Raw genomic sequence first — 22,692 nt, 5'->3', positions numbered from 1 at the left:
AGCAGGCTGGTATCTGCAGCCTCGGATCGACCTGCACCTGAACTATGTGCAGAGCAGCAGCTATACGGAAACCGGCGCAGGACCCTTCAATCTGGCGGTGGAGGCCGAGGGTGCTTCCACCTTTGCTGCCACCCCCGCGGTCGAGATCGGTGGACGCATTCCTCTCGGCAATGCGGCCGTGCTGCGCCCCTTCGCAAGTGCAGGCATTGCTTTCCTCGCTAATAGCGACTGGGCAGCCACGGCACGCTTTGCCGGACAGACGGAAAGCCGGGGTTTCCGCGCCGCCACGCCGATCCCGGACGTGCTCGGCAAATTCACGGCCGGCGCCGAATTGTTGAGTAGCACGAACTGGGACTTCCGGCTCCAGTACAGCGCGGAGACCGGCGACGGCTATACAGGTCATGCTGGCATGGGACGGCTCGCCTACCGATTCTGAGCAGTTTCACGAGAGCACCACCCCGCGAGAAGGACGATCCGCGATGCCCACGACACTCCCTCGTGCCACCGCCCTCGCGATGTTGACAGCCCTATGCAGCCAGCCCTGGAGCGCCCTGGCCCAGGCGCCATCCCGCAGCACACCGCCGACCACCGCGCCGTCCCCGCCCGTACGGGAACAGGCGGCGGTGCCACGTCCCAATCGCACCACGGCTTCTTACGGCGACTGGGTGTTGCGCTGCGAACTTCCGCCCGGTACGGAGGAGGGCACCTGCGAGGTGACCCAGACGATCCTTGACCAGCGTGGCCAGTCGCTGGCCCACATCACCATGCGTCGCACCACCCCACCCGCCCAATCTTCGATCTCGATTTCAGTTCAGGTCGGGACGAGCACAACTGTTACCGAGCCCCTGCGCCTCAGCATGGAGGGTCAGCCCGCTCTTATGCTCGCCTTCCGCCGCTGCCTGCCCCGCGGCTGCTTCGCCGAGACACAGCCTTCGGACGCCGAGCTTGGCTCGCTTACCCACCGGGCCGGACCTGCCAAGCTCGAGTATCACGACGGAGATGGCCAAGTGCTCTCCCTGCCAATATCGCTCCGTGGACTCGCCAACGCTCTCGGCGCTCTCCGCTCTCCTGAGCGCCGGTGAGGATCGCTACTACCTCTCAGCACGCCAGCGTCTGGATAGGCGTCGAATCAGAATTCCTGTTGACGGCGGCCACACGCTGCCGGGTTTGGAGGCAATAAGTGGGCAAGACGGGTCCGTGATGGCCCTCAACCAGCCCGTCTGACCGGCCTGCGAGGCCGCCGCGGCGGGACCTGGGCGCATTGGCAGCTGGCGCTGTCCTGTGCCCGCTATCTCTCGCCGCAGCGAGGGCACAACTGCGCGGCATCGGCGAGCGACCCCGGCGCATTGCCGAGGGCGCGGCCCCGGCGGTCAGCCGTAAGATCGTCAGTGGGAGGCCAATCTCACCATTGCGATAGACTCGGTGGCAGGACGGGCGCATCTCGCCGGAGAGGGGCTTCGGGCCGGTCCGCCGAGGGCATTCGGCGCAGGGGGAAGGGCTGCGACATGCAGGTCACGTCGAGCGGCCGGATTGCCATCTGGCAGGGCGGCAGCATCTGGATTGGCGAGACCAAGGCGACCACCGGTCTGCATGCCCACCACGCGATCCAGATCACCATGGCGCTGCATGGGGAGTTCCGCCTCCGCGATCCCGCGACCCCGGACTTCGGTGAAGGCCTGACCGCCGCCATCGTGGCCGCGAACCGGCCGCACGTGTTCTCGGCGGAGGGGACGGTGGCCCTGGTCTTCGTCGAGCCGGAATCCGTCGAGGGTCTGGCCCTCCAGGAGAAGCACTGCCGCGGCGGAACCATCTCGCGGCTTTCACCCGAGCACCTGGGGGACGGGCCCGCCCTGCTGCTCGAGGCTTACCGGACCGCCGGCGGGCGGACCCGGATGGAGGAGATCGCCCGCGGCATCGTCGACCGCCTCCGAGGTGGCGCCGTGCCGAAGGGCACGCCAGATCCGCGGGTCCTCCGCGCGATACGGCTGCTCTCCGACCGGGTCGACGATCCCCCCCACCCTGGGGGAGGCTGCCGCGGCAGTTGGCCTCTCGGCGGGCCGCTTCCGGCACCTCTTCGTGGCCGAGACGGGGCTCCCCTACCGCGGGTATGCCCTTTGGCTCCGGCTCGGGCGAGCGGTGGACGTGTTCGCCGCGGGCGGCTCGCTGACCGACGCGGCGCACGATGCCGGCTTCGCCGACTCCGCACACCTGAGCCGCACCTTCAGGCGCATGTTCGGCCTCGCGCCCTCTTCGCTGCACATCGGGTAGCCCCTTCGTTCAAGCGAACCACCGCGGGACGCGGATAGGTTCAGGGCGTCAACCCAAGCCACGGAGGTCACGATGTCCACCGACTTCAACTGCAACTGCCGGCCGACCTGCACCTGCGGCCCTGACTGCCGCTGCGGCGCCAAGGCCGCGGCATCCTGCGCGTGCGGCTCAGATTGCCGGTGCGGCGATGCGTGCCGGTGCGGACAGGAGAGCCACTGCGGTTCCGGATGCCGCTGCGGTAGCTGACATCGGCGCGTCCGCGCGGCCCGATCTTCCGGGTCGCGCGGCGCCGCTCAGGCACGGTGGTCAGCCCAGCCGTGTAGCCCTGAGGCGCAAGGCGTTCCCGACCACGCTGACGGAGGACAGCGCCATGGCCGCCGCCGCGATCAACGGCGAGAGCAGGATGCCGAGGAACGGGTAGAGCACCCCGGCCGCAACCGGCACGCCGGCGGCGTTGTAGGCGAAGGCGAAGAACAGGTTCTGCCGGATGTTGCGCATCACCGCCCGCGACAGCCGTCGGGCGCGGACAATACCCGTCAGGTCGCCGCCGAGCAGGGTTACGCCCGCGCTCTCGATGGCCACATCGGTCCCGGTGCCCATGGCGATGCCGACCTCGGCGGCGGCCAGCGCTGGCGCGTCGTTTACGCCATCGCCCGCCATCGCCACATGCCGACCCTCCGCCCTCAGTCGCTCCACTGCGCGCTGCTTGTCCTCGGGCAGCACCTCGGCCACCACCTCGGCGATGCCGAGGCGCTTGGCCACCGCCTCCGCCGTGGTGCGGTTGTCGCCGGTGAGCATGACCACCCGCACGCCCTCCGCGGCGAGGCCGGCCAGCGCCACCGGCGTGGTCTCCTTCACTGGGTCGGCCACCGCGACCAGGCCGGCGGGGCGGCCGTCCACTGCGACGAAGAAGGCCGTGGCCCCCTCCCCGCGCAGCCGCTCCGCCTCCGCCGTGACGGCCGCGGCATCCACGCCTTGCTCCTGCATCAGCCGCGCGTTGCCGACCGCCACGCGGCGCCCTTCGACCATCCCGGTGACGCCGCGCCCGGACGGCGCGTCGAAGCCCTCCACGGACGGCACGGCGAGGCCGCGCCCCTCCGCCGCCCGCACCACCGCCTCGGCCAGCGGGTGCTGGCTCGGCCGCTCCAGCCCGGCGGCGAGGCGCAGCACCTCGGCCTCCTCGAAGCCCGGCACCGGCACCACGGCCACCACCTCCGGCCTGCCCTGGGTGAGCGTGCCGGTCTTGTCGACGACGAGCGTGTCGATCCGCTCCATGCGCTCCAGCGCCTCGGCGTTCTTGATCAGAACCCCGGCCTGGGCGCCGCGGCCGACGCCCACCATGATCGACATCGGCGTGGCCAGGCCGAGGGCGCAGGGGCAGGCGATGATCAGCACCGTCACGGCCGCGACCAGGGCATGGGCCAGCCGCGGCTCCGGCCCCCATACCGCCCAGGCGATGAAGGCCAGCACCGCCACCAGGACCACCGCCGGCACGAACCAGCCCGCGACCTGGTCGGCCAGGCGCTGGATCGGCGCCCGGCTGCGTTGCGCCCCGGCCACCATGCGCACGATCTGCGCCAGCACCGTGTCCTGCCCGACCCGGTCGGCGCGCATGACGAAGGCACCCTGGCCGTTCAGCGTGCCGCCGATGACCTGGTCGCCCGGGCCCTTGCGCACCGGCACCGGCTCGCCGGTGACCAGGCTCTCGTCGAGGTTGCTGCCGCCCTCCAGCACCGCGCCGTCGAGCGGCACCTTATCGCCGGGCCGCACCCGCAGGTGGTCGCCCACCATCACGGCCGCGAGCGGCACCTCCTCCTCCGACCCATCGGCGCCGATGCGCCGGGCCATGGCCGGGGCGAGGTCGAGCAGGGCGCGGATGGCGCCGCCGGTGCGCTCACGGGCGCGCAGCTCCAGCACCTGGCCGAGCAGCACCAGCACCACGATCACCGCCGCGGCCTCGAAGTAGACCGCGACCGAGCCGTCGTGGCCGCGGAACGCCGGCGGGAAGACCCCCGGGGCCACCGTGGCCACCACGCTGAACAGCCAGGCGACGCCGGTGCCGAGCGCGATCAGGGTGAACATGTTCAGGCTGCGGTTCACCAGGGACTGCCAGCCGCGCACAAAGAAGGGCCAGCCCGCCCAGAGCACCACGGGCGTGCCGAACAGCAGCTGGATCCAGTTCGAGGTGCCGCGCCCGACCAGATGGTCGAGGCCGAGCAGGTGCCCGCCCATCTCCAGCACGAAGACCGGCAGCGTGAGCGCCAGGCCAATCCAGAAGCGCCGGGTGAAGTCGACCAGTTCGGGGTTCGGTCCGGCTTCGCCGGTCGGCACCTCCGGCTCCAGCGCCATGCCGCAGATCGGACAGTTGCCGGGGCCGGCCTGCCGGATCTGCGGGTGCATGGGGCAGGTGTAGGTCGTGCCGGGCATGACCGGCTCGGCGCGGCGGGCCGGCTCTCTGTTGCCCAGGTACTTGCCAGGATCGGCCACGAACTTGGTCCGGCAGCCGGCCGAACAGAAGTGGAAGGTCTGCCCGGCGTGCTCGGCGCGGTGCTTCGAGGTCACCGGGTCCACCCTCATGCCGCAGACGGGATCGGTCACCAGGGTGGCGTCGGCCACGGCAGCGCCACCCCGGCGGTGATCATGGCCGTGCCCGGCATGGTGCTTGTGATGTTCGTGGCCGTTGTGCTGACCGCTCATAGGTGCCGCCTCCGACAGGGCCCGCGGCATCGCGGGCGGATGTGGTGTCGTGGTCTTCGCACCTTCCCCCTTCCCATGACGGGAAGGTCAAGCTTCTCGTAAAGGAATTGGATGCCTTACTCGGCCCTTGACCTTCCCACGGTAGGAAGCCCCATCTTGGCCGCAGTTGCAGAACCAGGTGCTCCGGAAGGAGGGCGACCGTGAACATCGGACAGGCGGCAGCGGCCTCTGGCGTCTCGACGAAGATGCTCCGCTACTACGAGAGCATCGGCCTCATCCCCAAGGCCGGCCGGACCGAGGCGGGCTACCGCGTCTACTCCGGCACGGACGTGAACACCCTGCGCTTCATCCGGCGTGCCCGCGACCTCGGGCTCTCCATCGAGCGCATCAGGCTGCTGGTCGGTCTCTGGCAGGACCGGGAACGCTCGAGCGGCGACGTGAAGCGGATCACCGAGGAGCACGTGGCCGAACTCGAGGCCAAGATCGTCGAGCTCACCGCGATGCGGGACTCCCTCCGGGAGCTGGCCGATGCCTGCCACGGCGACCACCGGCCGGAGTGCCCGATCCTGCGCGACCTCGAAGGCGATGTGGACCGGACAGCCAGGCGAAGAGCTGAGCCCCTTGTCCGGGAACGTCGGGGGCATCCTCTCGAGGCGCATCGACGCGGTCACCACCACGGCGCGTAAACCGGAGAGGTCGAGCCGAGGGCGACACGGGACGATGAGGCAGAAGCGGATGCCGAGGGGCACGGGCATGTTCAGGAGGGTGGTGGCGGGCCTGCTCGCGCTGGCCCTGCTCGTCCTGCCGGCCGCTCCCCTGCGGCACGCCTCGGCCGCGCCGGCCGGCCACCAGGCCGCCGTCCACTGCGTCGTGCACGACAATGCCGTCTCCGCGGGTCAGGCGGCCGATGCCGGCCACCACCTGCACGGCCACCTCCTCCGTCAGGCCGACGACCAGGGCCAGCCGTGCGATGATCCAGGCGGCAAAGCCGGGTTGGCCTGCTGCGTGTCCGCCCAGTGCCCGGCCATGGTCGCTGCTCCGCCGCTCGCGGCGACAAGCCTTCTCCCCTCCCTTGGACCGTCGGCCCGCTACGCCTTCGAAACGCAGCGGCCGCACGGCATCGACGTCGCTCCCGCCCTGCCGCCACCGCGCGAAGCCGCCTGACCAAGTGCCGCCCGGTCCGCGGAGCCCCGCAGACCCGACGGCCGGATATGCCGGGCTTCGTACGACGACACGGCCCTGACAGGGGCGCCGCGATCCGCCCGGACCACACGCCCCCAGGACCGCGGCGAGAGCGACAGGAACACACAGATGTCCACAACCATCCGCAACCAGGCCGCCAAGCGGTCCTCGCTCCGGCTCACCCTGCTTGCCGCGACCGCCGGGCTGGCGCTCGCCGCCACCCCTGCCCTCGCCGCCATCGAGGACGGCTACGAGCCCGGTGGCACCCCGGCCACCACGACCTGGTACGGGCCGGCGAACCCGGCTGCCCTCAAGGCCGACCGCGACTACGTCGCCGGCATGCGCCACCACCACGCCGGGGCGCTGACCATGGCCCAGGAGTACCTCGCCGACCCGCAGGCGAGCAGCCCGGTGCTGCGGCGCCTGGCGCATGCCATCATCCGCAACCAGCGCTTCGAGATCGGCCTGCTCGACGAGGTGGCGCGGAACCTCGACCGGCCGCCTGTGGTGGTGGACCTCGGGATCCTGCGCTTCGCCGCTCAGTCCATGGCGACCGAGGGGCTGGGGCAGCGCCAGCGCTTCCTGAAGTCGCCGATCCCAAGCCCGCTGGCCGCGCTGGGCTCCGATGCCCCTGTCACCGCGCGCGACGTGCAGTTCGCCAAGGGGATGACGGTCCACCACCAGGCGGCGCTCGACATGGCGCGGGCCTACAACGCCGACCAGAACGCCCGGAACACCTTCCTCCGGCTGATGAACGTCGACATCGTCACCGACCAGAGCCAGGAGATCGCGCTCATGCGCTCGGTGGTCGCCGCCTACCCCGGCGACCCGAACATGGTGCAGGTGGACGCGTCGGCGATTCACGGCATGGAGGCCATGCAGCACGGTGGCGGCCACGCCGGGCATGGTGCCGCGGCGCCGCCGCAGGCCCCGGCTTCCGCTCCTGCGGCGCAGTCCCTGGCACCGCAGGCCCGGGCGCAGGCGGCGCCGCATGGACAGTTCGGCCCGGCCGGACCAGCGACGCACTGACAGAGACCACCGGGATGGCCATCACCAACCTCCTCCGGGCCGTGGGCGGTCTCGCCGCCCGGCGGCTCCTGCTGGGCCTCGCCGCGGTCGGCCCGGCAACGGCCGCATTCCGATCTCCGCGCCTCCGAACCGGCGGGCGGGGCGATGCTGCACCCCCGCCCAAGAGCGCTAACCTCTCCTTCGCGGAACCAGTGCGGATCACCTCCCTGCTGCTGCTGGGCGGGAAATCCTGGCCGTTGAGCTCGCGGCCCTCTCACCGGCGTGGACATCGGCGGTCTCGCCTTCGGCGTGGAGCGGCGCGTCTTCGTCCTCAGCGCCGATGCCGTGCTGGCAGAGGCTCAGCGTCTGCTGGCCGGCGACGCCCCGCATCCCTCGGCCTCCGCCTGGCAAGCCGTATGCCGACCTGGCCGCTAGCCTGTCTTATTCACGACGGCATTGCGGTGCGGCTGGCGGGCGTGGCGTAAGGTGCTGATTGCGTTTACGGATTTGGGTGTCGAGACCAACCCGTAGGACCTCAGGCCGCGCCACACCCGCCATGGATGACAATACGACCGCGCCGTTCGGCTTTCCAGCAATCGGCCGCAAGAAGGTGGCAGCCGCCTTCGACGGCGGGCGGCTGACCTCGGATGGTGGCGTGCTGCTGCTGGCCGTGGCCGAGCGCCAGCTCGGCGTCTGTGACCGGCTGGCGGCGCTGATCTCCGACCCACGCGGCCCATCGCGGGGGTCCACCCGCTGGCTGACATCCTGCGGGCCCGGATCCTGGCGATCGCCTGCGGCTACGAGGATGCCGACGACCTCGACCACCTGCGCCGGGATCCCGGCTGCAAGCTGGCCTGTGGCCGCCTGCCCGACAGCGGGCGAGACCTGTGCTCGCAGCCGACCATGTCGCGTTGGGAGCACGCGCCCTCCTTGCGCGAGGTGAGACTAACGCGCCGGTCCTGCGCCGCTATGCCGAAACCCGCTACCGCGCCAAATCCTGGTCCTGCGAGCGGCGGGTGGTCGCCCGCATAGAGGCCAGCACCGAGGGCCTGGATATCCGCTTCGTGGTGACCAGCTTCGCCCAAGGCCACGCCGAGTGGATCTATGACAGCCTGTATTGCGCGCGGGGACAGGCGAAAAACCTGGTGAAACTGCACAAGGCCCAGCTCGCCTCTGATCGCACGTCTTGCCGCGCGCCGCTGGCCAACCAGGTCCGCCTGGCCCTTCACGCCGCCGCTTACTGGCTGCTGCTGACCCTGCGCGATCGCATCCCCAGGACGCATGAGTTGGCCGCCGCCGAGTTCACCACCCTCAGGCTGCACCTGCTCAAGGTCGCAGGCCGGATCATCGAGACTGCCAGCAAGGTCCGCATCGCCTTCGCCGCCGCCTGCCCACATGCAGTGCTGTTCCGCGGCCTCGCCCGCAGCTTCCACCCGGCCGGGCCATGACCAAGGGGGCCAGTGCCCCCACTACGTCTCTCGCCCAGCAACCTCCAACGCCGCCCGTCCGAGCCCAACCACACCGCCGAAAGCGGATGCGGCCGCATGCCCACTGCTCAGATCAGCCCGCGGACGCACCTGTCGTCCACCCTCGCCGCGAAAGCCCTTGTCTCCTCCAGCGGCACGCTCCTAGCCAGGTCGTTTAAGACGCAGTCCAAACCTTGGTCATATCCGCGCCGGTAACTCTGCTCCCCAGCGAGTGACACGCTGCTGTCAGAGAGATGGGACGGGTGTTGATGGTCGATGCTATAGGGGCGGAATACGACTTCGTTCTCCCCGTCCTGCCATGGCGCCGTGAAGTTGTGGCGCTTGCACGCGTCAAGGAGGATGTCCTCCGCCGTGGCGATGTCCGACCGAACCCAATAGCGGCACACCTCCTCAAACTCGGCCACAACCTCTTGCGGGGCGTTACAGGCCCGAAGGATGCGAACCATCCTCGCCTTGTCCCGCTCAAAGCTCTTGCCCATCGCCTAAACCCCCCCTTACCCCATGCCGCCTGTTCACGCCCGCCGCAATAACGCACGGGGGCGTGAGGCTGCCAGCGCATGTGTCAGGCGGCTTTCCCTCGCTCCGCTTCGGCCGTGTTGAGGTGCGGCAGGCCCGCCCCGGAATACTTCGGCAACGCAGGCGTAAGGGGGAAACCGTGAGGGGAGGCGTGAGGGGGGAGAGGCGCGACCACTCCCCCCTATAAGCTACTGAAAATACTCTTTCTCTAGATGCAGCCTCTCAATCTCAGCGCGAATAGAACTCCACCACCATGTTCGGCTCCATCTGCACCGGGTAGGGCACATCCGAGAGCTTCGGCGCGCGCAGGAAGCGGCCGCGCATGGCGCGGTGGTCGATCTCCATGTATTCGGGCACGTCGCGCTCGCCGCTCTGCGCCGCATCCAGCACGGCGGTGAGCTGCTTGGACTTCTCCTTGACCTCGATCTGGTCGCCATCCTTCACCTGGAAGGAGGGGATGTTCACCCGCTTGCCGTTCACCATGACATGACCGTGGTTGACGAACTGGCGGGCGGCGAAGGGGGTCACGGCCAGCTTCATGCGGTAGACGATGCAGTCCAGCCGGCGCTCCAGCAGCGCGATCAGGTTCTCGGAGGTGTCGCCCTTGCGGCGCACGGCTTCTTCGTAATACTTACGGAACTGCTTCTCGCCGATATTGCCGTAGTAGCCCTTCAGCTTCTGCTTCGCCATGAGCTGCACGCCGAAATCCGTGGGCTTCTGCTTGCGGCGGGCGCCATGCTGGCCGGGGATGGTCTCGCGCTTGTTGATCGGGCTCTTGGCCCGGCCCCAGAGATTCACCCCGAGGCGGCGATTGATCTTGTACTTGGATTCGGCGCGTTTGGTCATGCGGCAAACCCGCCCCTTCGGGGCGGCCTTCTTCTCGCGTGTTTGTCCCGGTAGGCCCAGGCCCGACACGGGCGAGGGCGGGCGCGGGCCGAACCAAGTTCCCTTGGAGCCCGTCCACATTCCCAGGAGGAAGGCGCCGTTTAGGTGGTTCGGCCCGGGCTTGTCAAATCCCGGCGCCGCGGCCTAAGGCGGCCGGCATGGTCACCCGTGAAGAGATCCTGATCCTCGGCCTCACGGCCGGCACCGTGGGCAGCCTGGTGGGTGGGCTGATGCTCGGCATCGGGCTCGGGCTGGTAGTGCAGGGGGCGCATATCGGCTGGCTGCTGGTGCTGCCGGCGGCGCCGGTGGCCGGGCTTCTGGGCTATGCGCTGGCGCGGAAGCTGGCGCGGCGCCTGTAGCTTTGCCAAGCCGCAGTTGATCCCCCCTGGCATCATCGGGTCCGAATTCGCTTTCCGGGCCCGCCCTCTGACCCAGCGGCACGCTCCCTGGCCGGAAGCCCGCACGCCGTCCAGCGCCTGCGCGCCGGCATGAGGAGCGCATCCTGGCCATCCTCTCACCGGGCGGCATGTCCTGCCTGAACGGTCGTGGTGCGCGATTTCGTGTCACGAACGCGTCAATGCTGAAAACGATATTGCCATGCCGCGGGCTCCAGACGGAGGCTTGCCTACGCGGCTTCGGAATCGTGGCCAAGCGCGTCATTGGCAAGACATCGGTGGGAGGAAACCTGCCTGATCGTCCGAGCGCTTCGCGCAGCCCTGCTCGGCTGTGTTTTCGGCATGTCGGCGGCATGCATGCCGGCGATGGCGGCCGAGAATCCGGCGACCGCCGATCAGGTCGCGCGGCCGGGCGGCACGCTGCCCGGCAATCCGCGCATCGCCCTCGTCCGCGTCGCGGAGGGTTTCCAGGACCCGACCAACGTCGCGAATGCCAATGACGGCACCGGCCGCATCTTCGTGACGGAGCGCGTCGGCCGCATCCGCCTGGTCAACCGCGACGGCACCGTGCAGCAGGATCCCTTCCTCGACCTGACCAATTTCAACCCGCTCGGCACCGACGTGCAGACCGGCTTCGTCGAGCAGGGGCTCTATTCGGTCGCCTTCCACCCGCGCTTTCGGGAGAATGGCTACTTCTTCGTCCACTACGCCTCCCTGCCCTTCAATGGAGACGGTGTGATCCTACGCCTGCAGGTGGACCGGGCGAACCCCAATGTGGTTTCGGCGGAGCGCATCCGTGAAACCGCGAAGGTCATCATGCGGATCGAGCAGCCCTACTACAACCACAATGGCGGCCAGATCGAGTTCGGCCCCGACGGATTCCTCTATATCGGCAGCGGCGACGGCGGCTGGGAAGGCGACCCGCTGCAGGCCGGGCAGGACCTCAATACCTGGCTCGGCAAATTGCTGCGCATCGACGTGGACGTTCCCGAGGACGATGGCCGCGCCTACCGCATCCCGCGCGAGAACCCCTTCGCCAGTGCGGCGCGCGAGCAGTTGATGACGCTGTTCGGCATCACCGAGAAGCAATTCGCCCAGATCCGTACGCGCGCGAAGCCCGAGATCTTCGCCTATGGGCTGCGCAATCCCTACGAATTCTCCTTCGACCGGCGCACCGGCGACATCTACATCGCCGATGTCGGGCAGAACCACTGGGAAGAGATCGACTGGATCCCCGCAGGCAGCCGCGGCGGCCAGAATTTCGGCTGGTCGCACATGCAGGGCAGCTTCTGCCACCCGATGACCGGCCCGAACGACCAGTGCCCCACCATCGGCCTGCTGCCGGTCGCGCAATACCCGCATGAGGAGGCCTATCCGGGCGCGCCGAAGCAGAGCGAGGGCTCGGGCTGCTCGGCCCAGGGCCTGGGCGTGGCGAATGATCTCGGCCCGCAGAGCCTGTATCTGGTGGGCGACTGGTGCTCGGGGCGGGTCTTCGGCATCGCCTGGGACGACAGCGCGCGCCGGTGGCAGATGCGCGAGTTGCTGCGCACCAACCTGCAATTCACCGCCGGCGGCTATGACGAGGACGGCAACGTCATGGCCGTGAACGCCAACAATTTCTACATCGGCGAACAGGGTGCGACGCAGAACCCGCCGGGCTCGCTCTGGCGCGTCGTGGCGGCCGATCGCGTGCCGCAGGGCGCCGTCACCGCGCGGACCGCGGCGCCGCAGGGCCAGCAGCCGCCGGCGCAGCCCGCCGCGGCCCCGGCGCAGCCCGGGCAGCCGCGGCAGGCTCGCTGAGCCGGGCCAACCGGGGCGGGCCCGCCATGGACATGCCGGCGGGCCCGGCCCCTTCGTCGTTTTCCTCCGGAGAGCCGTCCTTGCGCATCCCGCTCGGCATCCTCGCCGCCGCCTTCGCCGCGGCCGCCCTGGCCCAGGACATCCCGCGCAATCCCGACGGGACGATCCAGTTCCGGCACGCGCTCGACAATGGTCCGCTGGAGCTTGAGTTCCGCCCGCAGCAGGCCATCACAGATGCGGTGCGGAGCTTCCACCGGACGGGCGAGAACCCGTATCGCGGCGACCAGGTGGCGACCCAGGCGGGCCGGAGCCTCTGGGCGCAATGGTGTGTCTCCTGCCATATGCCCGATGGCACCGGGCGCATCGGCCCGAGCCTGGTGGATGACCAATATGCCTATCCCCGCGTCCGCAGCGATATCGGCCTTTTCGAGGTGATCTATGGCGGCGCCGCCGGCGCGATGCAGGCTTTCGGGCGGCGGATGGACCAGGACCAGATCCTGAAGATCATGGCCTATATCGACCGGCTGCGCGAGCAGCGCGGCGGCGCGCGGTAGCGGCGGCACCCGCACCAGGATGGCCTGCCGGCACGCCATGCACCTGGATGCCCGACCTTCCCTTCGGCTGCGCCAGTCGCCGCCTTGCCGCGATGGAGGCCGTTGATGCGTGCCGTCAGCATGCTGCTCGGTGTGGTGCTGCTGTTCTTTGCCGTGCTGCAGTACAATGACCCGGATGCCCTCTACTGGGGCGGCGTTTATCTGCTCGCGGCCGGTTTCCAGCTTGCCGTGCTGCTGCGGGGCCGGCCACTCGCGCGCATCCCGGCGCTGCGCCTGGCCGCCTGGCTCTGCATCGGGCTGTTCCTGCTGGGCTTCGCTGCCCTCGCCGGCAAGATCGGCCCCGGCTGGATCCATGTGGAGGAGGCGCGCGAGGCTTTCGGCTACCTGATCTGCGCCGGCGCGACCGGCTTCGCCCTCCTCGCGACCCGCGCCGGGCGCAGCCTGCGCCCCGGCCTCACTCGATCCTGAGATCCTCCTCGCCGCGGCGCCGTGCCAGCGCGACACGCGGCTCCTGCCCGCCGCGCAGGACCGAGTTGCCCATGTAGAGCGTCCGCTGGTCGATCGGTGGCGGGTTCAACCAGTCCTCCTCCCGCATCTGGCCGCTGCGGCCGTAGGCGGCCAGGGCATTGGTATAGGTCACGGTGCGGATCGCCTCCTCGGCGATGCCGCCGCGGCGCATCAGCTCGGCGGTCTTCGGCACGGCCAGGGGGTCGGAGACACCCCAGTCGCAGGCGCTGTCCACGATGATGCGCTCCGCGCCGTAGCGGCGGACGATCGCGACCATCCGCTCATTCCCCATCTTGGTGCCGGGATAGATCGAGAAGCCGGCCCAGAAGCCGCGGTCCAGCACCTCCTGCATCGTCTCCTCGTTGTTGTGGTCCACCACCACCCAGGACGGGTCGAGCCCGTGCTCCACCACGACATCCATGGACCGTGTGGTGCCGCGCTTCTTGTCGCGATGCGGCGTGTGGATCATGACCGGCAGGGACAGCTCCCTGGCGAGATCGAGCTGCTGGCGGAAATAGCGATCCTCGGGATCCGTCTGCTCGTCGTAGCCGATCTCGCCGATGGCGACGACGCCCTCCTTCAGCGCGAAGCGGGGCAGGATCTCCATCACCGCCTCGGCCAGTTCCTCGTTGTTCGCCTCCTTGCTGTTGAGGCCGATGGTGCAGTAGTGGCGCAGGCCGAATTGCCCCGCGCGGAACCTCTCCCAGCCGATGATGGTGGAGAGGTAGTCGATGTAGCTGCCGACATTGGTGCGTGGCTGGCCCAGCCAGAAGGCCGGCTCGATGCAGGCGACGACGCCGGCGGCCGCCATCGCCTCGTAGTCGTCGGTGGTCCGCGAGATCATGTGGGTATGGGTGTCTATGTACATCGCCCCTCGGCTCCCTCAGCGCGCGGTGTCGCCGGGCTGTGCCAGCCTGCCCGTCTCGATCGCGGCGGCGAGCCCGGGCTCCTGCGCCAGCAGTTCCCGGGCGCGCGGCGCGGGGCAGGCGGCCAGCGCGAGTGCCGCCGCTTCCCGCTCCGCCACATCGGCGCTCCGCAACGCGGCCGCCAGGTCGTCGAGCGCCGCGTCATCGGCATGCGGACCGACGCAGCGCCAGAGCTCCGGGCCGACCGGCCGGCCGGCCGCGCGGCGCTCATGCGCGTAGTCGCAGAGCATGCGCGCGAGCGTCGGGTTGGCGCGGCGGTCCAGCCCCTGGATGGGCGCGAGGGCCGAGCCGATGAAAAGGGCCTTCAGCACCATGTGGTTCCAGGCGTTCTCGTCGAAGCTTTCGGCCGGATAGGGATTGCGGTGCGCCACCGCCTCGAAGATCGGCTTCATGCCGCTGCGCACGCCCTCGCGCGCGCGGGCTTCGTGCCGCTCCGGATCGGGATAGAGCGGCAGGCCGCGGTAGAAGGCGATCATTTCGGCAATGTCGGCGGTGGCGAAGAGCTGGCGCAGGCGATCGGCGAATTCCGGGCCCTGGCCGCCGCCGGCCAGCAGCAGCACGAGGCGGCCGGCCTGGTCCAGGCTCCAGCCGCGCGGGTCCCAGCCAGGGCGCGCCACCTCCGCCGCCGCCAGCGCCGCCGCGTCCAGCACCAGGTCGGCCTTGCCGAGCCGTCGCGGCACCAGGCTGATCGCCAAGTTGAACTCACGGGCGCTGGCACCGGCCTCCAGCCGCGTGCACTGGTCCGCAAGCCAGGACTGCGCATCGGGCGGAAGCTGGGCCTGCAGCCAGGCAGTCATCAGATCCATGGGCCGCGGCATGGGTTGGGCACCTTTCCGCTCGGGGTCCGCCGGATGCCAGGGTGGCCGCGCGGCGGGTGGACCGTCACTGCACAAGCATATCAGTGCGGCCGTCGCATTGCATTCCGCTGATCCGACGCCGCAGGACGGAGATCGCCGAGGGCGGCAATCACCCCCCAAGCTGCTCCCGCACCCAGGCCAGTTCGCGCGCGATCGCCTTGGTCACCTCGACCCGCCGGAGTTCGGGGGGGCAGCACGTCCCAGGTATAGGTCTCCACCTCAAGATGCGGGCTGATCGCCTCACGCCGCTGCAGTGCAAGGATCTCGCGCAGAAAGGGCTGGGTCGTGGCGAAGACACCGAGATCGTCATGGAAGACCGGCACGTGGAAATGCACGCGCCATTCACGCGGCCCACCCGCCGCGTCGCCTTCGAAGGCGGCGAAAGCGTCGGCGAGGTCGAGGTAGCGGATGATCCGGCCATCCGCGCGCCGCTCGACCACCTGATGGAGGTAGACGCCCTCATCGAAGGGGCGCAGGCGCGCCACGGCCGCAGCGTCCACCCGCGGGATCCGCAGCGCCGAGGAGAGCTGGAGCTTGCCGACTCCGATGCCGCTCCGCCGCAGCCGCGCCAGGCTTGCCGCGGGATCCTCGAACTCCACCGCGGCATGGCAGACATCGAAGCAGAGGCCGAGATGCCGCCGCACCGCCGCCTCGGCCGCGGGCGCGGAGAGCCCCGCCAGGGCGGCGAGGCGGGCGATGGCGGCGCGCGAGAGCAGGTGCTCCTCGAAGAACAGCGCGGCCTCCTCGATCGTCTCCAGCAGGCACATCGGCTCGGGCTCGAGCGCGAGGGCGATGGTCCGCCCCGTGCGCTCCCGCAGCGCGATCAGCTGCGCCGTGTGCCGCAGCAACGCATCCCCCACCTCCGCAACCGCGCCCGGTGCGCCGGCGAGAGTGCGGAATCCGCCCGGCACCGTGCTGACGCTGCCGGTCAGGTCCGGCTGGTCCGCCGGCATCAGGGCGGCGAGCAGGCCCGCGAGGCGGTTCGTATAGGCGAGCCGCTCCGGCTGGCGCCAGTCCGGCTGATAGACCTCCTCCTTCACGCGCGCGCCGTGGAAGCGGCCATAGGGGAAGCCGTTGATGGTGAAGACATAGAGGCCATGGCGGCCGAGGAAATCGCGCAGCCAGGCGAGGCTCTCCGCCTCCTCGGCCAGCGTCGCGGCTGCCGCCGCCGAAAGGCGCAGCCCGACCCCCATCGGCGCATCCGGCGATGCGCGGCGCTTCACCTCGGGCAGGTTGCGCTCGATCGCGGCACGGACCTCCGGCCAGGACTCGCCCGGGTGGATATTGGTGCAATAGGTGAGATGCGCCGGCGCCTGGCCCGGAAGATCGAGCCTCACGGCGCGGCGCTCCGGTCCTGGAGCCAGGCGATCGCCGCGGCGACCAGCGCCTCATCCATGGCATGCACCTCGATGCCACGGCCGATTCCGGCCAGCAGCGTCACGGTGAGCTCGCCGCCGAGATGCTCGCGGAACTCCCGCAGCCCGGCGAGCACCGCGAGAGGGCCGTCGCCGCCCTGGCGCTGCGTGAGCGCGGGGTGGTAGAGCCGGAAGCCGAGATGCTCCAGCAGCGCGGCGATGCGCAGCTCCTCGCCGGGTGCCAGCAATCCGGCGAGCACGGAGTACCGCGCATCGAGCGCGATCCCGATCGCCACCGCCTCGCCATGGCGGAGATGGTGCCGGGTCAGCGCCTCCAGCTTGTGCGCGGCCCAATGGCCGAAGTCGAGCGGCCGGGCGCTGCCGGTCTCGAAGGGATCGCCGCCCTGCGCGATCTGGCGCATGTGCAGCTCCGCGCAGCGGCGGATCATCCAGGCCATCGCCGCCGGTTCGGACAGCACGAGATCGTCGGCGTGCCGCTCCAGCCAGAGGAAGAAGTCGGCGTCGCGGATCAGCGCGACCTTCACCGCCTCGGCCATGCCGGCGATGCGCTCGCGCGGCGGCAGCATCGCGATGAAGTCGGCATCGTTCAGCACGGCGAAGGGGGGCGCGAAGGTGCCGCAGAAATTCTTCACCTCGTACAGGTTCACGGCATTCTTCACGCCGACACCGGAGTCGTTCTGGGCGAGGACGGTCGTCGGCACGCGGATGAGGCGCAGGCCACGATGGGAGGTGGCGGCGACGAGCCCCACCGCGTCCAGCATCGCGCCGCCACCCACGGCGATGACGAAGGAGTGCCGGTCCAGGCGGTGATCGAAGACCAGGCGCTGCATGCGCTCCACGAAGTGGAGGTCGTTCTTGACGACCTCGCCGCCCGGCACCGGCACCGGCGGAGCGACCAGCTCGATCCGGCCGGAATGGTGCCGGGCATAGGCGGCGATCTCGTCGCTGAGCCCGGGCCGGCTTGCGGCCAGCCCATCGTCGAGGAAGACCAGGCAGCGATGCCGGCGGTCGGGCTCGATGCGGCCGACCGTCTCGGCCAGCAGGGGGGTTGCGGGGGTCGAAGAGGTGCTCGGTGAAGGCGACCGGGTACTCGTAGGCGACCGCGAAGCGCTGCACGACGGTTTCGGTATGCAGGCGCGCCGCGGTCTCGGCTGGCGACGGCGGATCGAGGCTGCTGCTACCGGTACTCATGCTTTCTCCCGCCGCCAGCGACGTCATATCCATTCTGCGGCGATCTGAGCAGCATGCTGCGCTCTTGCCTATGCCGCCGCAATTGCCCTCGCGAGGCTATGAGGCACGGATGCCACTCGGTCGCGAGGGATGCCCGGACGGGTTCCGGCGTGGCTTCACCGCGCCAGGCCACCGCGCAGCCATGCGCGAGAGACCGCCGAAAATGGTGCCCAGATGCGCCTGGAGCCCGATCTCCCTTTGGCTTCCGTGCCAGCATGGCGCTGAGGCGCATGGCGGCACTGGCTCGGTGGCGCCTGGGTGGCCTGCCGCTCAGGTTGGTGAAGCGGGAGCCTCGGTGTGCCTATACTTAGGATTGATAAGTTGAATTCTAATTCCCATTTTTGGCTAGAGCGAGTAGAAACATGCCTCCATGCTCTCGCGGCGCACCCTCCTCCTCACGGCCGCCCCATCATCCGTGACATGGCCCGCCCGGGCAGGCTCCGGCGCCTCCAGCGAGCGGTGGATATGGGCGGTGAACCGCGCCGGAGAGGAGGTGGCCGTCGCCTATCGCTCCGGGAACAGTTACAACGCAGTGGCACTCGCCCGCTTGCGCCACCTCTTTCGCGACCTGCACGAAGACCTTCAGGGTCCGCTGCCGGGATTGCTGGTTGATATCCTCTCCGTTCTCCAGGAACGATGGGCATATCGGCGGCCCCTCGTCATCGGCTCGGGCTACCGGACCCCCCGCACCAATGGCTCGATCGAGGGCGCGGCACCGGGAAGCCTGCACCTTCAGGGACTCGCGGCGGACATCACCATGCAGGGCGTCCATCCGGACGAACTTGGAGCCGTGGTGTGGATGCTGTCACGCCGCCTCGGCTTCATGGGCATCGGGCTCTATACGGGCTTCGTCCATGTGGACATCGGCCCGCAAAGGGTCTGGACGCGCGTCGGTTCCTGACTGTCTATAGCGGCGGCATCGCAAGGCATCACCCGTCCGGGCTTCAGCCGATGGTCATGAGGCCAGCATTCCCGCCGGCGGCGGCGGTGTTGGTGCTCACGGAGTGCTCTGCCAGCAGAAAATCGAGCGGGTAATCCGCCGAGCCGGCCTGCAACGCGTCGGATGCGGCGCCGAAGACCGGCCGGATGGGCCCTTCCAGCCCGGCGACCTCCTGGGCCAGGTTGCGCAGCGCATCGCCATCGCCCTCGAACAGCACGGCGGCGCAGCCGGAGGCATCGCGGCTCTCGGCCAGCGTGATGCGATCGCGCAACTCCACCGGAAGGCCATCGAGCAGGGTCCGCAGTGCCTCCGGTGCCCAGACCCGCGCGGTATTTCCGGTGGCGAGCGCCGCACCGATCTGCACCAGCAGGCCGAATTCGGTGGCCGCCACGCAAAGCACGGTCCCCCTGGCATGGAGGGAATAGAGGTTGACCTCCCCCACGGGTCCGGGAAGGTCCAACTGCGACCCCAGGCGCGAGTTTTCGGCATAGCGGCGGCATCGCGCGGCAGCTTCCGCCTTGCCCTGCGAGGCCAGCCAATCATGCCAGGCGGATGGGCGCATGACCTGACCGGGCGGCAGCCCCGTCTCGGCCGGGCAGGAAGCCAGCAGGCGCCGCAGGGTGAGCGGTCCGCCCGCCTTCGGCCCGGTGCCGGAGAGCCTCTGCCCGCCGAAGGGCTGCACCCCCACCACGGCGCCGATCAGGTTGCGGTTGACGTAGATATTGCCCGCCGCGACGCGCCGGGTCAGCCGGGCGATGGTCTCGTCGATGCGGGAATGCACGCCGAAGGTCAGGCCATAGCCGGTGGCATTGATCTCCTGCACCAGCGCGTCCAGCCGGTCCCGCCGGAAGCGCAGCACATGCAGCACCGGCCCGAAGACTTCCCGCTCCAGCTCGGCCAGGCTCTCGATCTCGATGAGTGTCGGCGCGACGAAGGTGCCGTGCCGGCAGGCTTCCGGCAGCGCCAGGGCATGGACCGCCCGGCCCTTCTCCCGCATCGCCCCGACATGGGCGAGGATGCCATGTTGCGCCTCGGCGCTGATCACCGGGCCGACATCGGTGGAAAGCCGGTCGGGATTGCCGATGGCAAGCTCCGCCATGGCGCCCTTCAGCATGGCCAGCACCCGCTCCGCCACCTCCTGCTGCAGGCAGAGCACCCGGAGCGCGGAGCAGCGCTGGCCGGCGCTGTCGAAGGCCGAGGTCAGCACATCGCCCACCACCTGCTCGGCAAGCGCCGAACTGTCCACCACCAGCGCGTTCTGCCCGCCCGTCTCGGCAACCAGCGGGATGGGCTGCCCCGCCGGGCTCAGCCGCTCCGCGAGCCGGCGCTGGATCAACCGCGCCACCTCGGTGGAGCCGGTGAACATCACCCCGCATATGCGGGGATCGGCCACCAGCCGCGCGCCGACCTCGCCATTGCCGGGAAGAAGCTGCACGGCGCCCGGCGGCAGGCCGGCCTCGCGCAGCAGGCGCAGGGCCAGGGCGGCGATCAGCGGCGTTTCCTCCGCCGGCTTGGCCAGCACGAGGTTGCCCGCCGCAAGCGCCGCCGCGACCTGGCCGGTGAAGATGGCCAGCGGGAAATTCCAGGGGCTGATGCAGGCGACCGGGCCGAGCGGCCGGTGCGTGGCATTGTCGAAGCCATCACGGACCTGCGCGGCATAATAGCGCAGGAAATCCACCGCCTCCCGCACCTCGGCGATGGCATTGGGCAGCGACTTCCCGGCCTCGCGCACGATGGGGCCGAGCAGCGCCGGCATGCGCCCTTCCATCAACGCGGCGGCGCGCAGCAGGCAGGCGGCCCGCTCGGCCGGCGGCGTGGCCTGCCAGATGGGCGCGGCGGCCACCGCCTGGGCGAGGGCCGCCTCCACCACCGCGGGCGTCGCCTCGACCACGCGGCCCACCAGGTCGCGGTGGTCGGCTGGGTTGCGGATCTCGCGCGCTTCCCCGGCCGCTTCGCCATCGCCCAGCAGGGGCGCCGCGGTAAGCGGGGCCTCGGTGCCGGCCAGCAGGGCGGCGGAGAGCGAAGCCAGGCGCTGCTCGTTCGACAGGTCGAGCCCGGCGGAGTTCGGCCGCTTGTATCTTGCGGACCGGTTCACGCCCTCCGGCTGCGCCTCCAGGCGACCGGGCCGCTTGTATCTTGCCGGCCGGTTCACGCCCTCCGGCTGCGCCTCCAGGCGACCGGACGACTCGGCCCCGAACAGGTCACGCGGCAGGGCGATGCGCGGATGCGGCGCGCCAGGCGGCTCGATGGCGCGGGCCGCCGCGACGGGATCGGCGATCAGCGCCTCCACCGGAACCGCGGGGTCGCCGATGCGGTTGACGAAGGAGCTGTTGGCACCGTTCTCCAGCAGCCGGCGCACCAGATAGGCCAGCAGCGTCTCATGCGTGCCCACGGGGGCGTAGATGCGGCAGGGGCGGTTCAGCCTGGCCGGGCCCACCACCTCCTCATAGAGCGGCTCGCCCATGCCATGCAGGCACTGGAACTCGTATTGCCCGGCATGGAAGTCGCTGCCCGCCATGGCATGGATGGTCGCCAGCACCTGCGCGTTATGGGTGGCGAATTGCGGGAAGACCGCGTCCGGCGCCGCCAGCAGCTTCCGCGCGCAGGCCAGATAGGACACGTCGGTATGGACCTTGCGGGTGAAGACCGGGAAGCCCTCAAGCCCCTCCACCTGGGCCCGCTTGATCTCGCTATCCCAATAGGCGCCCTTGACCAGGCGCAGCATCAGCCGGTGGCCGCTGCGCCGCGCCAGGTCGATGAGGTGGTCCAGCACGAAGGGGGCGCGTTTCTGGTAGGCCTGCACCACGAAGCCGATGCCGTCCCAGCCGGCCAGTTCCGGCGCGACGCAGAGCGCCTCCAGCAGGTCGAGCGAGATCTCCAGCCGGTCGGCTTCCTCGGCGTCGATGTTCAGGCCGATGTCGTAGCGCCGGGCCAGCACCGCCAGCGCCAGCAGGCGGGGCAGCAGCTCGGCCATCACGCGGTCCCGCTGGGCGCGGGAATAGCGCGGATGCAGGGCGGAGAGCTTGATCGAGATGCCGGGCCCCTCATGGATGCCGCGCCCGCCGGCGGCCCTGCCGATGGCGTGGATGGCCTGTTCGTAGTCGCGGAAGTAGCGCTCGGCATCGGCGGCCGTGGTCGCGGCCTCGCCCAGCATGTCGTAGGAATGGCGGAAGCCCTTGGCCTCCATCCGGCGGCTATTGGCCAGCGCCTCGGCGATGGTCTGGCCGGTGACGAATTGCTCCCCCATCATCCGCATGGCGAGATCGACGCCCTTGCGGATCACCGGCTCGCCGCCGCGGGCGATCAGCTTCGCAAGGGCCGAGGACATCCCCGCCTCGCTGCTGGTCGCGGTCAGCCTGCCGGTGACCACCAGCCCCCAGGTGGCGGCATTGACGAAAAGCGAGGGGCTGTGGCCGAGATGGGAGCGCCAGTCGCCGGCGCTGATCTTGTCGCGGATCAGGGCGTCGCGGGTGGCGCGGTCCGGGATGCGCAGCAGCGCCTCCGCCAGGCACATCAGGGCCACGCCCTCCTGGCTGGAGAGCGAGAATTCCTGGATCAGCCCCTCCACGCCGCCGCGGCTTCCCTTGGCCCGCAGCGCCTCCACCAGCTTGCGCGCCAGGTCGCGCGCGGCCCTGGTGACGGGCTCCGGCAGGGTCGCGGCCGAGATCAGGAGGGGCAGGCACTCCGCCTCCGGCCGGCGATAGGCTTCGGTGATCCTGGCGCGCGACACCGTCTGCGGCTGCACGCCACGGGCGAATTCCACGAAGGGCTGCGGTGCAACCGGCGCTGCCGCCGCGGATTCGGGCGGGTGGGTATCGGAATCTTCCAGGATGGCGGGCAGGCTGCCGCCGCGCTCCAGCCGGTCCAGCACCGAGAGGATCGCCTGCTTCACCAGCCAGTGCGGCGTGCGGCCCTGCGCCTCCGCAGCGGCCTTCAGCCGCGCCCGCAGAGCATCGTCCACCTTCACGCCAAGCGTCGAGGCCGCCATCGAGCCGAACTCCTGGGCGCAACCGATTCCGGTTGGCTGCCTGCCGGGGCATCACCGCAATACAAAGAAGGCGCAA

General features: G+C 70.1%; 18 protein-coding genes and 1 pseudogene. 12 read left to right on the top strand and 7 right to left on the bottom strand.

Annotated elements, in window-relative coordinates:
* Positions 1-13: 13 nt before the first annotated feature.
* From KSF81_RS00745 to KSF81_RS00735, 3 genes are all read left to right on the top strand, one after another.
* On the top strand, positions 14-436 hold the full coding sequence (locus KSF81_RS00745; protein ID WP_217381507.1) for an autotransporter outer membrane beta-barrel domain-containing protein: 423 nt from the start codon (positions 14-16) through the stop codon (positions 434-436).
* The gene (locus tag KSF81_RS31760) at positions 402-1,082 is read left to right on the top strand and encodes an invasion associated locus B family protein (RefSeq protein ID WP_375293294.1); all 681 of its coding nucleotides are present in this window, start codon (positions 402-404) and stop codon (positions 1,080-1,082) included. The genes KSF81_RS00745 and KSF81_RS31760 overlap by 35 nt, the downstream gene beginning before the upstream one ends.
* Positions 1,083-1,932: 850 nt before the next feature.
* Positions 1,933-2,268: a helix-turn-helix transcriptional regulator gene (locus tag KSF81_RS00735; RefSeq protein ID WP_217377306.1), complete on the top strand. Its 336-nt coding sequence runs from the start codon at positions 1,933-1,935 to the stop codon at positions 2,266-2,268.
* Positions 2,269-2,574: 306 nt separating this feature from the next.
* Here KSF81_RS00735 and KSF81_RS00730 read toward each other — a convergent pair whose 3' ends face one another.
* Positions 2,575-4,965, bottom strand: a complete 2,391-nt coding sequence (locus tag KSF81_RS00730) for a heavy metal translocating P-type ATPase (RefSeq protein ID WP_217377305.1) — start codon at positions 4,963-4,965, stop codon at positions 2,575-2,577.
* Positions 4,966-5,165: 200 nt separating this feature from the next.
* Between KSF81_RS00730 and cueR the strand changes: the two genes are divergently transcribed.
* From cueR to KSF81_RS00710, 4 genes and pseudogenes are all read left to right on the top strand, one after another.
* The gene (gene cueR / locus KSF81_RS00725; RefSeq protein WP_217377304.1) at positions 5,166-5,651 is read left to right on the top strand and encodes a Cu(I)-responsive transcriptional regulator; all 486 of its coding nucleotides are present in this window, start codon (positions 5,166-5,168) and stop codon (positions 5,649-5,651) included.
* Positions 5,652-5,733: 82 nt separating this feature from the next.
* Complete coding sequence (locus KSF81_RS00720) at positions 5,734-6,129, top strand: hypothetical protein (protein WP_217377303.1); 396 nt, start codon at positions 5,734-5,736, stop codon at positions 6,127-6,129.
* A gap of 147 nt (positions 6,130-6,276) precedes the next feature.
* Positions 6,277-7,176, top strand: a complete 900-nt coding sequence (locus KSF81_RS00715) for a DUF305 domain-containing protein (protein WP_217377302.1) — start codon at positions 6,277-6,279, stop codon at positions 7,174-7,176.
* 535 nt (positions 7,177-7,711) lie between these two features.
* Positions 7,712-8,603 (top strand): annotated as a pseudogene (locus KSF81_RS00710) (transposase).
* Between the two features lie 783 nt (positions 8,604-9,386).
* Here KSF81_RS00710 and rpsD read toward each other — a convergent pair.
* Entirely contained in the window at positions 9,387-10,004 is a 618-nt protein-coding gene (gene rpsD / locus KSF81_RS00705) for a 30S ribosomal protein S4 (RefSeq protein WP_217377301.1), read from the bottom strand.
* Between the two features lie 197 nt (positions 10,005-10,201).
* Between rpsD and KSF81_RS00700 the strand changes: the two genes are divergently transcribed.
* From KSF81_RS00700 to KSF81_RS00685, 4 genes are all read left to right on the top strand, one after another.
* Positions 10,202-10,402, top strand: coding sequence for a hypothetical protein (locus KSF81_RS00700; RefSeq protein ID WP_217377300.1), 201 nt, complete (start codon positions 10,202-10,204; stop codon positions 10,400-10,402).
* A 393-nt stretch (positions 10,403-10,795) separates the two neighbouring features.
* The gene (locus KSF81_RS00695; RefSeq protein ID WP_217377299.1) at positions 10,796-12,238 is read left to right on the top strand and encodes a sorbosone dehydrogenase family protein; all 1,443 of its coding nucleotides are present in this window, start codon (positions 10,796-10,798) and stop codon (positions 12,236-12,238) included.
* 80 nt (positions 12,239-12,318) lie between these two features.
* On the top strand, positions 12,319-12,792 hold the full coding sequence (locus KSF81_RS00690) for a c-type cytochrome (protein WP_217377298.1): 474 nt from the start codon (positions 12,319-12,321) through the stop codon (positions 12,790-12,792).
* 105 nt (positions 12,793-12,897) lie between these two features.
* Complete coding sequence (locus tag KSF81_RS00685) at positions 12,898-13,260, top strand: transmembrane 220 family protein (RefSeq protein WP_217377297.1); 363 nt, start codon at positions 12,898-12,900, stop codon at positions 13,258-13,260.
* Here KSF81_RS00685 and KSF81_RS00680 read toward each other — a convergent pair.
* From KSF81_RS00680 to KSF81_RS00665, 4 genes are all read right to left on the bottom strand, one after another.
* Positions 13,247-14,167: a TatD family hydrolase gene (locus KSF81_RS00680; protein ID WP_217377296.1), complete on the bottom strand. Its 921-nt coding sequence runs from the start codon at positions 14,165-14,167 to the stop codon at positions 13,247-13,249. The two genes, KSF81_RS00685 and KSF81_RS00680, sit on opposite strands and share 14 nt — an antisense overlap.
* A gap of 15 nt (positions 14,168-14,182) precedes the next feature.
* A complete protein-coding gene (locus KSF81_RS00675) occupies positions 14,183-15,022 on the bottom strand; it encodes an EboA domain-containing protein (RefSeq protein WP_217377295.1) in 840 nt (279 codons plus the stop codon).
* A gap of 101 nt (positions 15,023-15,123) precedes the next feature.
* Entirely contained in the window at positions 15,124-16,419 is a 1,296-nt protein-coding gene (gene eboE / locus KSF81_RS00670; protein WP_217377294.1) for a metabolite traffic protein EboE, read from the bottom strand.
* Entirely contained in the window at positions 16,416-17,477 is a 1,062-nt protein-coding gene (locus KSF81_RS00665) for a 3-dehydroquinate synthase (RefSeq protein WP_309139684.1), read from the bottom strand. Before KSF81_RS00665 ends, eboE begins: the two co-directional genes overlap by 4 nt.
* A gap of 581 nt (positions 17,478-18,058) precedes the next feature.
* Between KSF81_RS00665 and KSF81_RS00660 the strand changes: the two genes are divergently transcribed.
* Positions 18,059-18,589, top strand: a complete 531-nt coding sequence (locus tag KSF81_RS00660) for a DUF882 domain-containing protein (RefSeq protein ID WP_254453294.1) — start codon at positions 18,059-18,061, stop codon at positions 18,587-18,589.
* 43 nt (positions 18,590-18,632) lie between these two features.
* Here KSF81_RS00660 and putA read toward each other — a convergent pair whose 3' ends face one another.
* Complete coding sequence (putA, locus tag KSF81_RS00655; RefSeq protein WP_217377292.1) at positions 18,633-22,616, bottom strand: trifunctional transcriptional regulator/proline dehydrogenase/L-glutamate gamma-semialdehyde dehydrogenase; 3,984 nt, start codon at positions 22,614-22,616, stop codon at positions 18,633-18,635.
* Positions 22,617-22,692 lie beyond the last annotated feature (76 nt).

This window comes from Siccirubricoccus sp. G192, assembly GCF_019084075.1.
Taxonomy (GTDB): Bacteria; Pseudomonadota; Alphaproteobacteria; order Acetobacterales; family Acetobacteraceae; genus G192.
The sequence above is the reverse complement of the archived record's forward strand: the minus strand, read 5'-3'. Positions and strand labels throughout refer to the sequence as shown.

Bases quoted from the DNA above. Each gene is read 5' to 3' on its own strand.
- KSF81_RS31760 (WP_375293294.1), top strand. From the start codon at position 402: ATGCTGGCATGGGACGGCTCGCCTACCGATTCTGAGCAGTTTCACGAG.
- KSF81_RS00730 (WP_217377305.1), bottom strand. From the start codon at position 4,965: ATGAGCGGTCAGCACAACGGCCACGAACATCACAAGCACCATGCCGGG.
- KSF81_RS00715 (WP_217377302.1), top strand. From the start codon at position 6,277: ATGTCCACAACCATCCGCAACCAGGCCGCCAAGCGGTCCTCGCTCCGG.
- rpsD (WP_217377301.1), bottom strand. From the start codon at position 10,004: ATGACCAAACGCGCCGAATCCAAGTACAAGATCAATCGCCGCCTCGGG.
- KSF81_RS00700 (WP_217377300.1), top strand. From the start codon at position 10,202: ATGGTCACCCGTGAAGAGATCCTGATCCTCGGCCTCACGGCCGGCACC.
- KSF81_RS00695 (WP_217377299.1), top strand. From the start codon at position 10,796: ATGCCGGCGATGGCGGCCGAGAATCCGGCGACCGCCGATCAGGTCGCG.
- KSF81_RS00685 (WP_217377297.1), top strand. From the start codon at position 12,898: ATGCGTGCCGTCAGCATGCTGCTCGGTGTGGTGCTGCTGTTCTTTGCC.
- KSF81_RS00680 (WP_217377296.1), bottom strand. From the start codon at position 14,167: ATGTACATAGACACCCATACCCACATGATCTCGCGGACCACCGACGAC.
- KSF81_RS00675 (WP_217377295.1), bottom strand. From the start codon at position 15,022: ATGACTGCCTGGCTGCAGGCCCAGCTTCCGCCCGATGCGCAGTCCTGG.
- KSF81_RS00660 (WP_254453294.1), top strand. From the start codon at position 18,059: ATGCTCTCGCGGCGCACCCTCCTCCTCACGGCCGCCCCATCATCCGTG.
- putA (WP_217377292.1), bottom strand. From the start codon at position 22,616: ATGGCGGCCTCGACGCTTGGCGTGAAGGTGGACGATGCTCTGCGGGCG.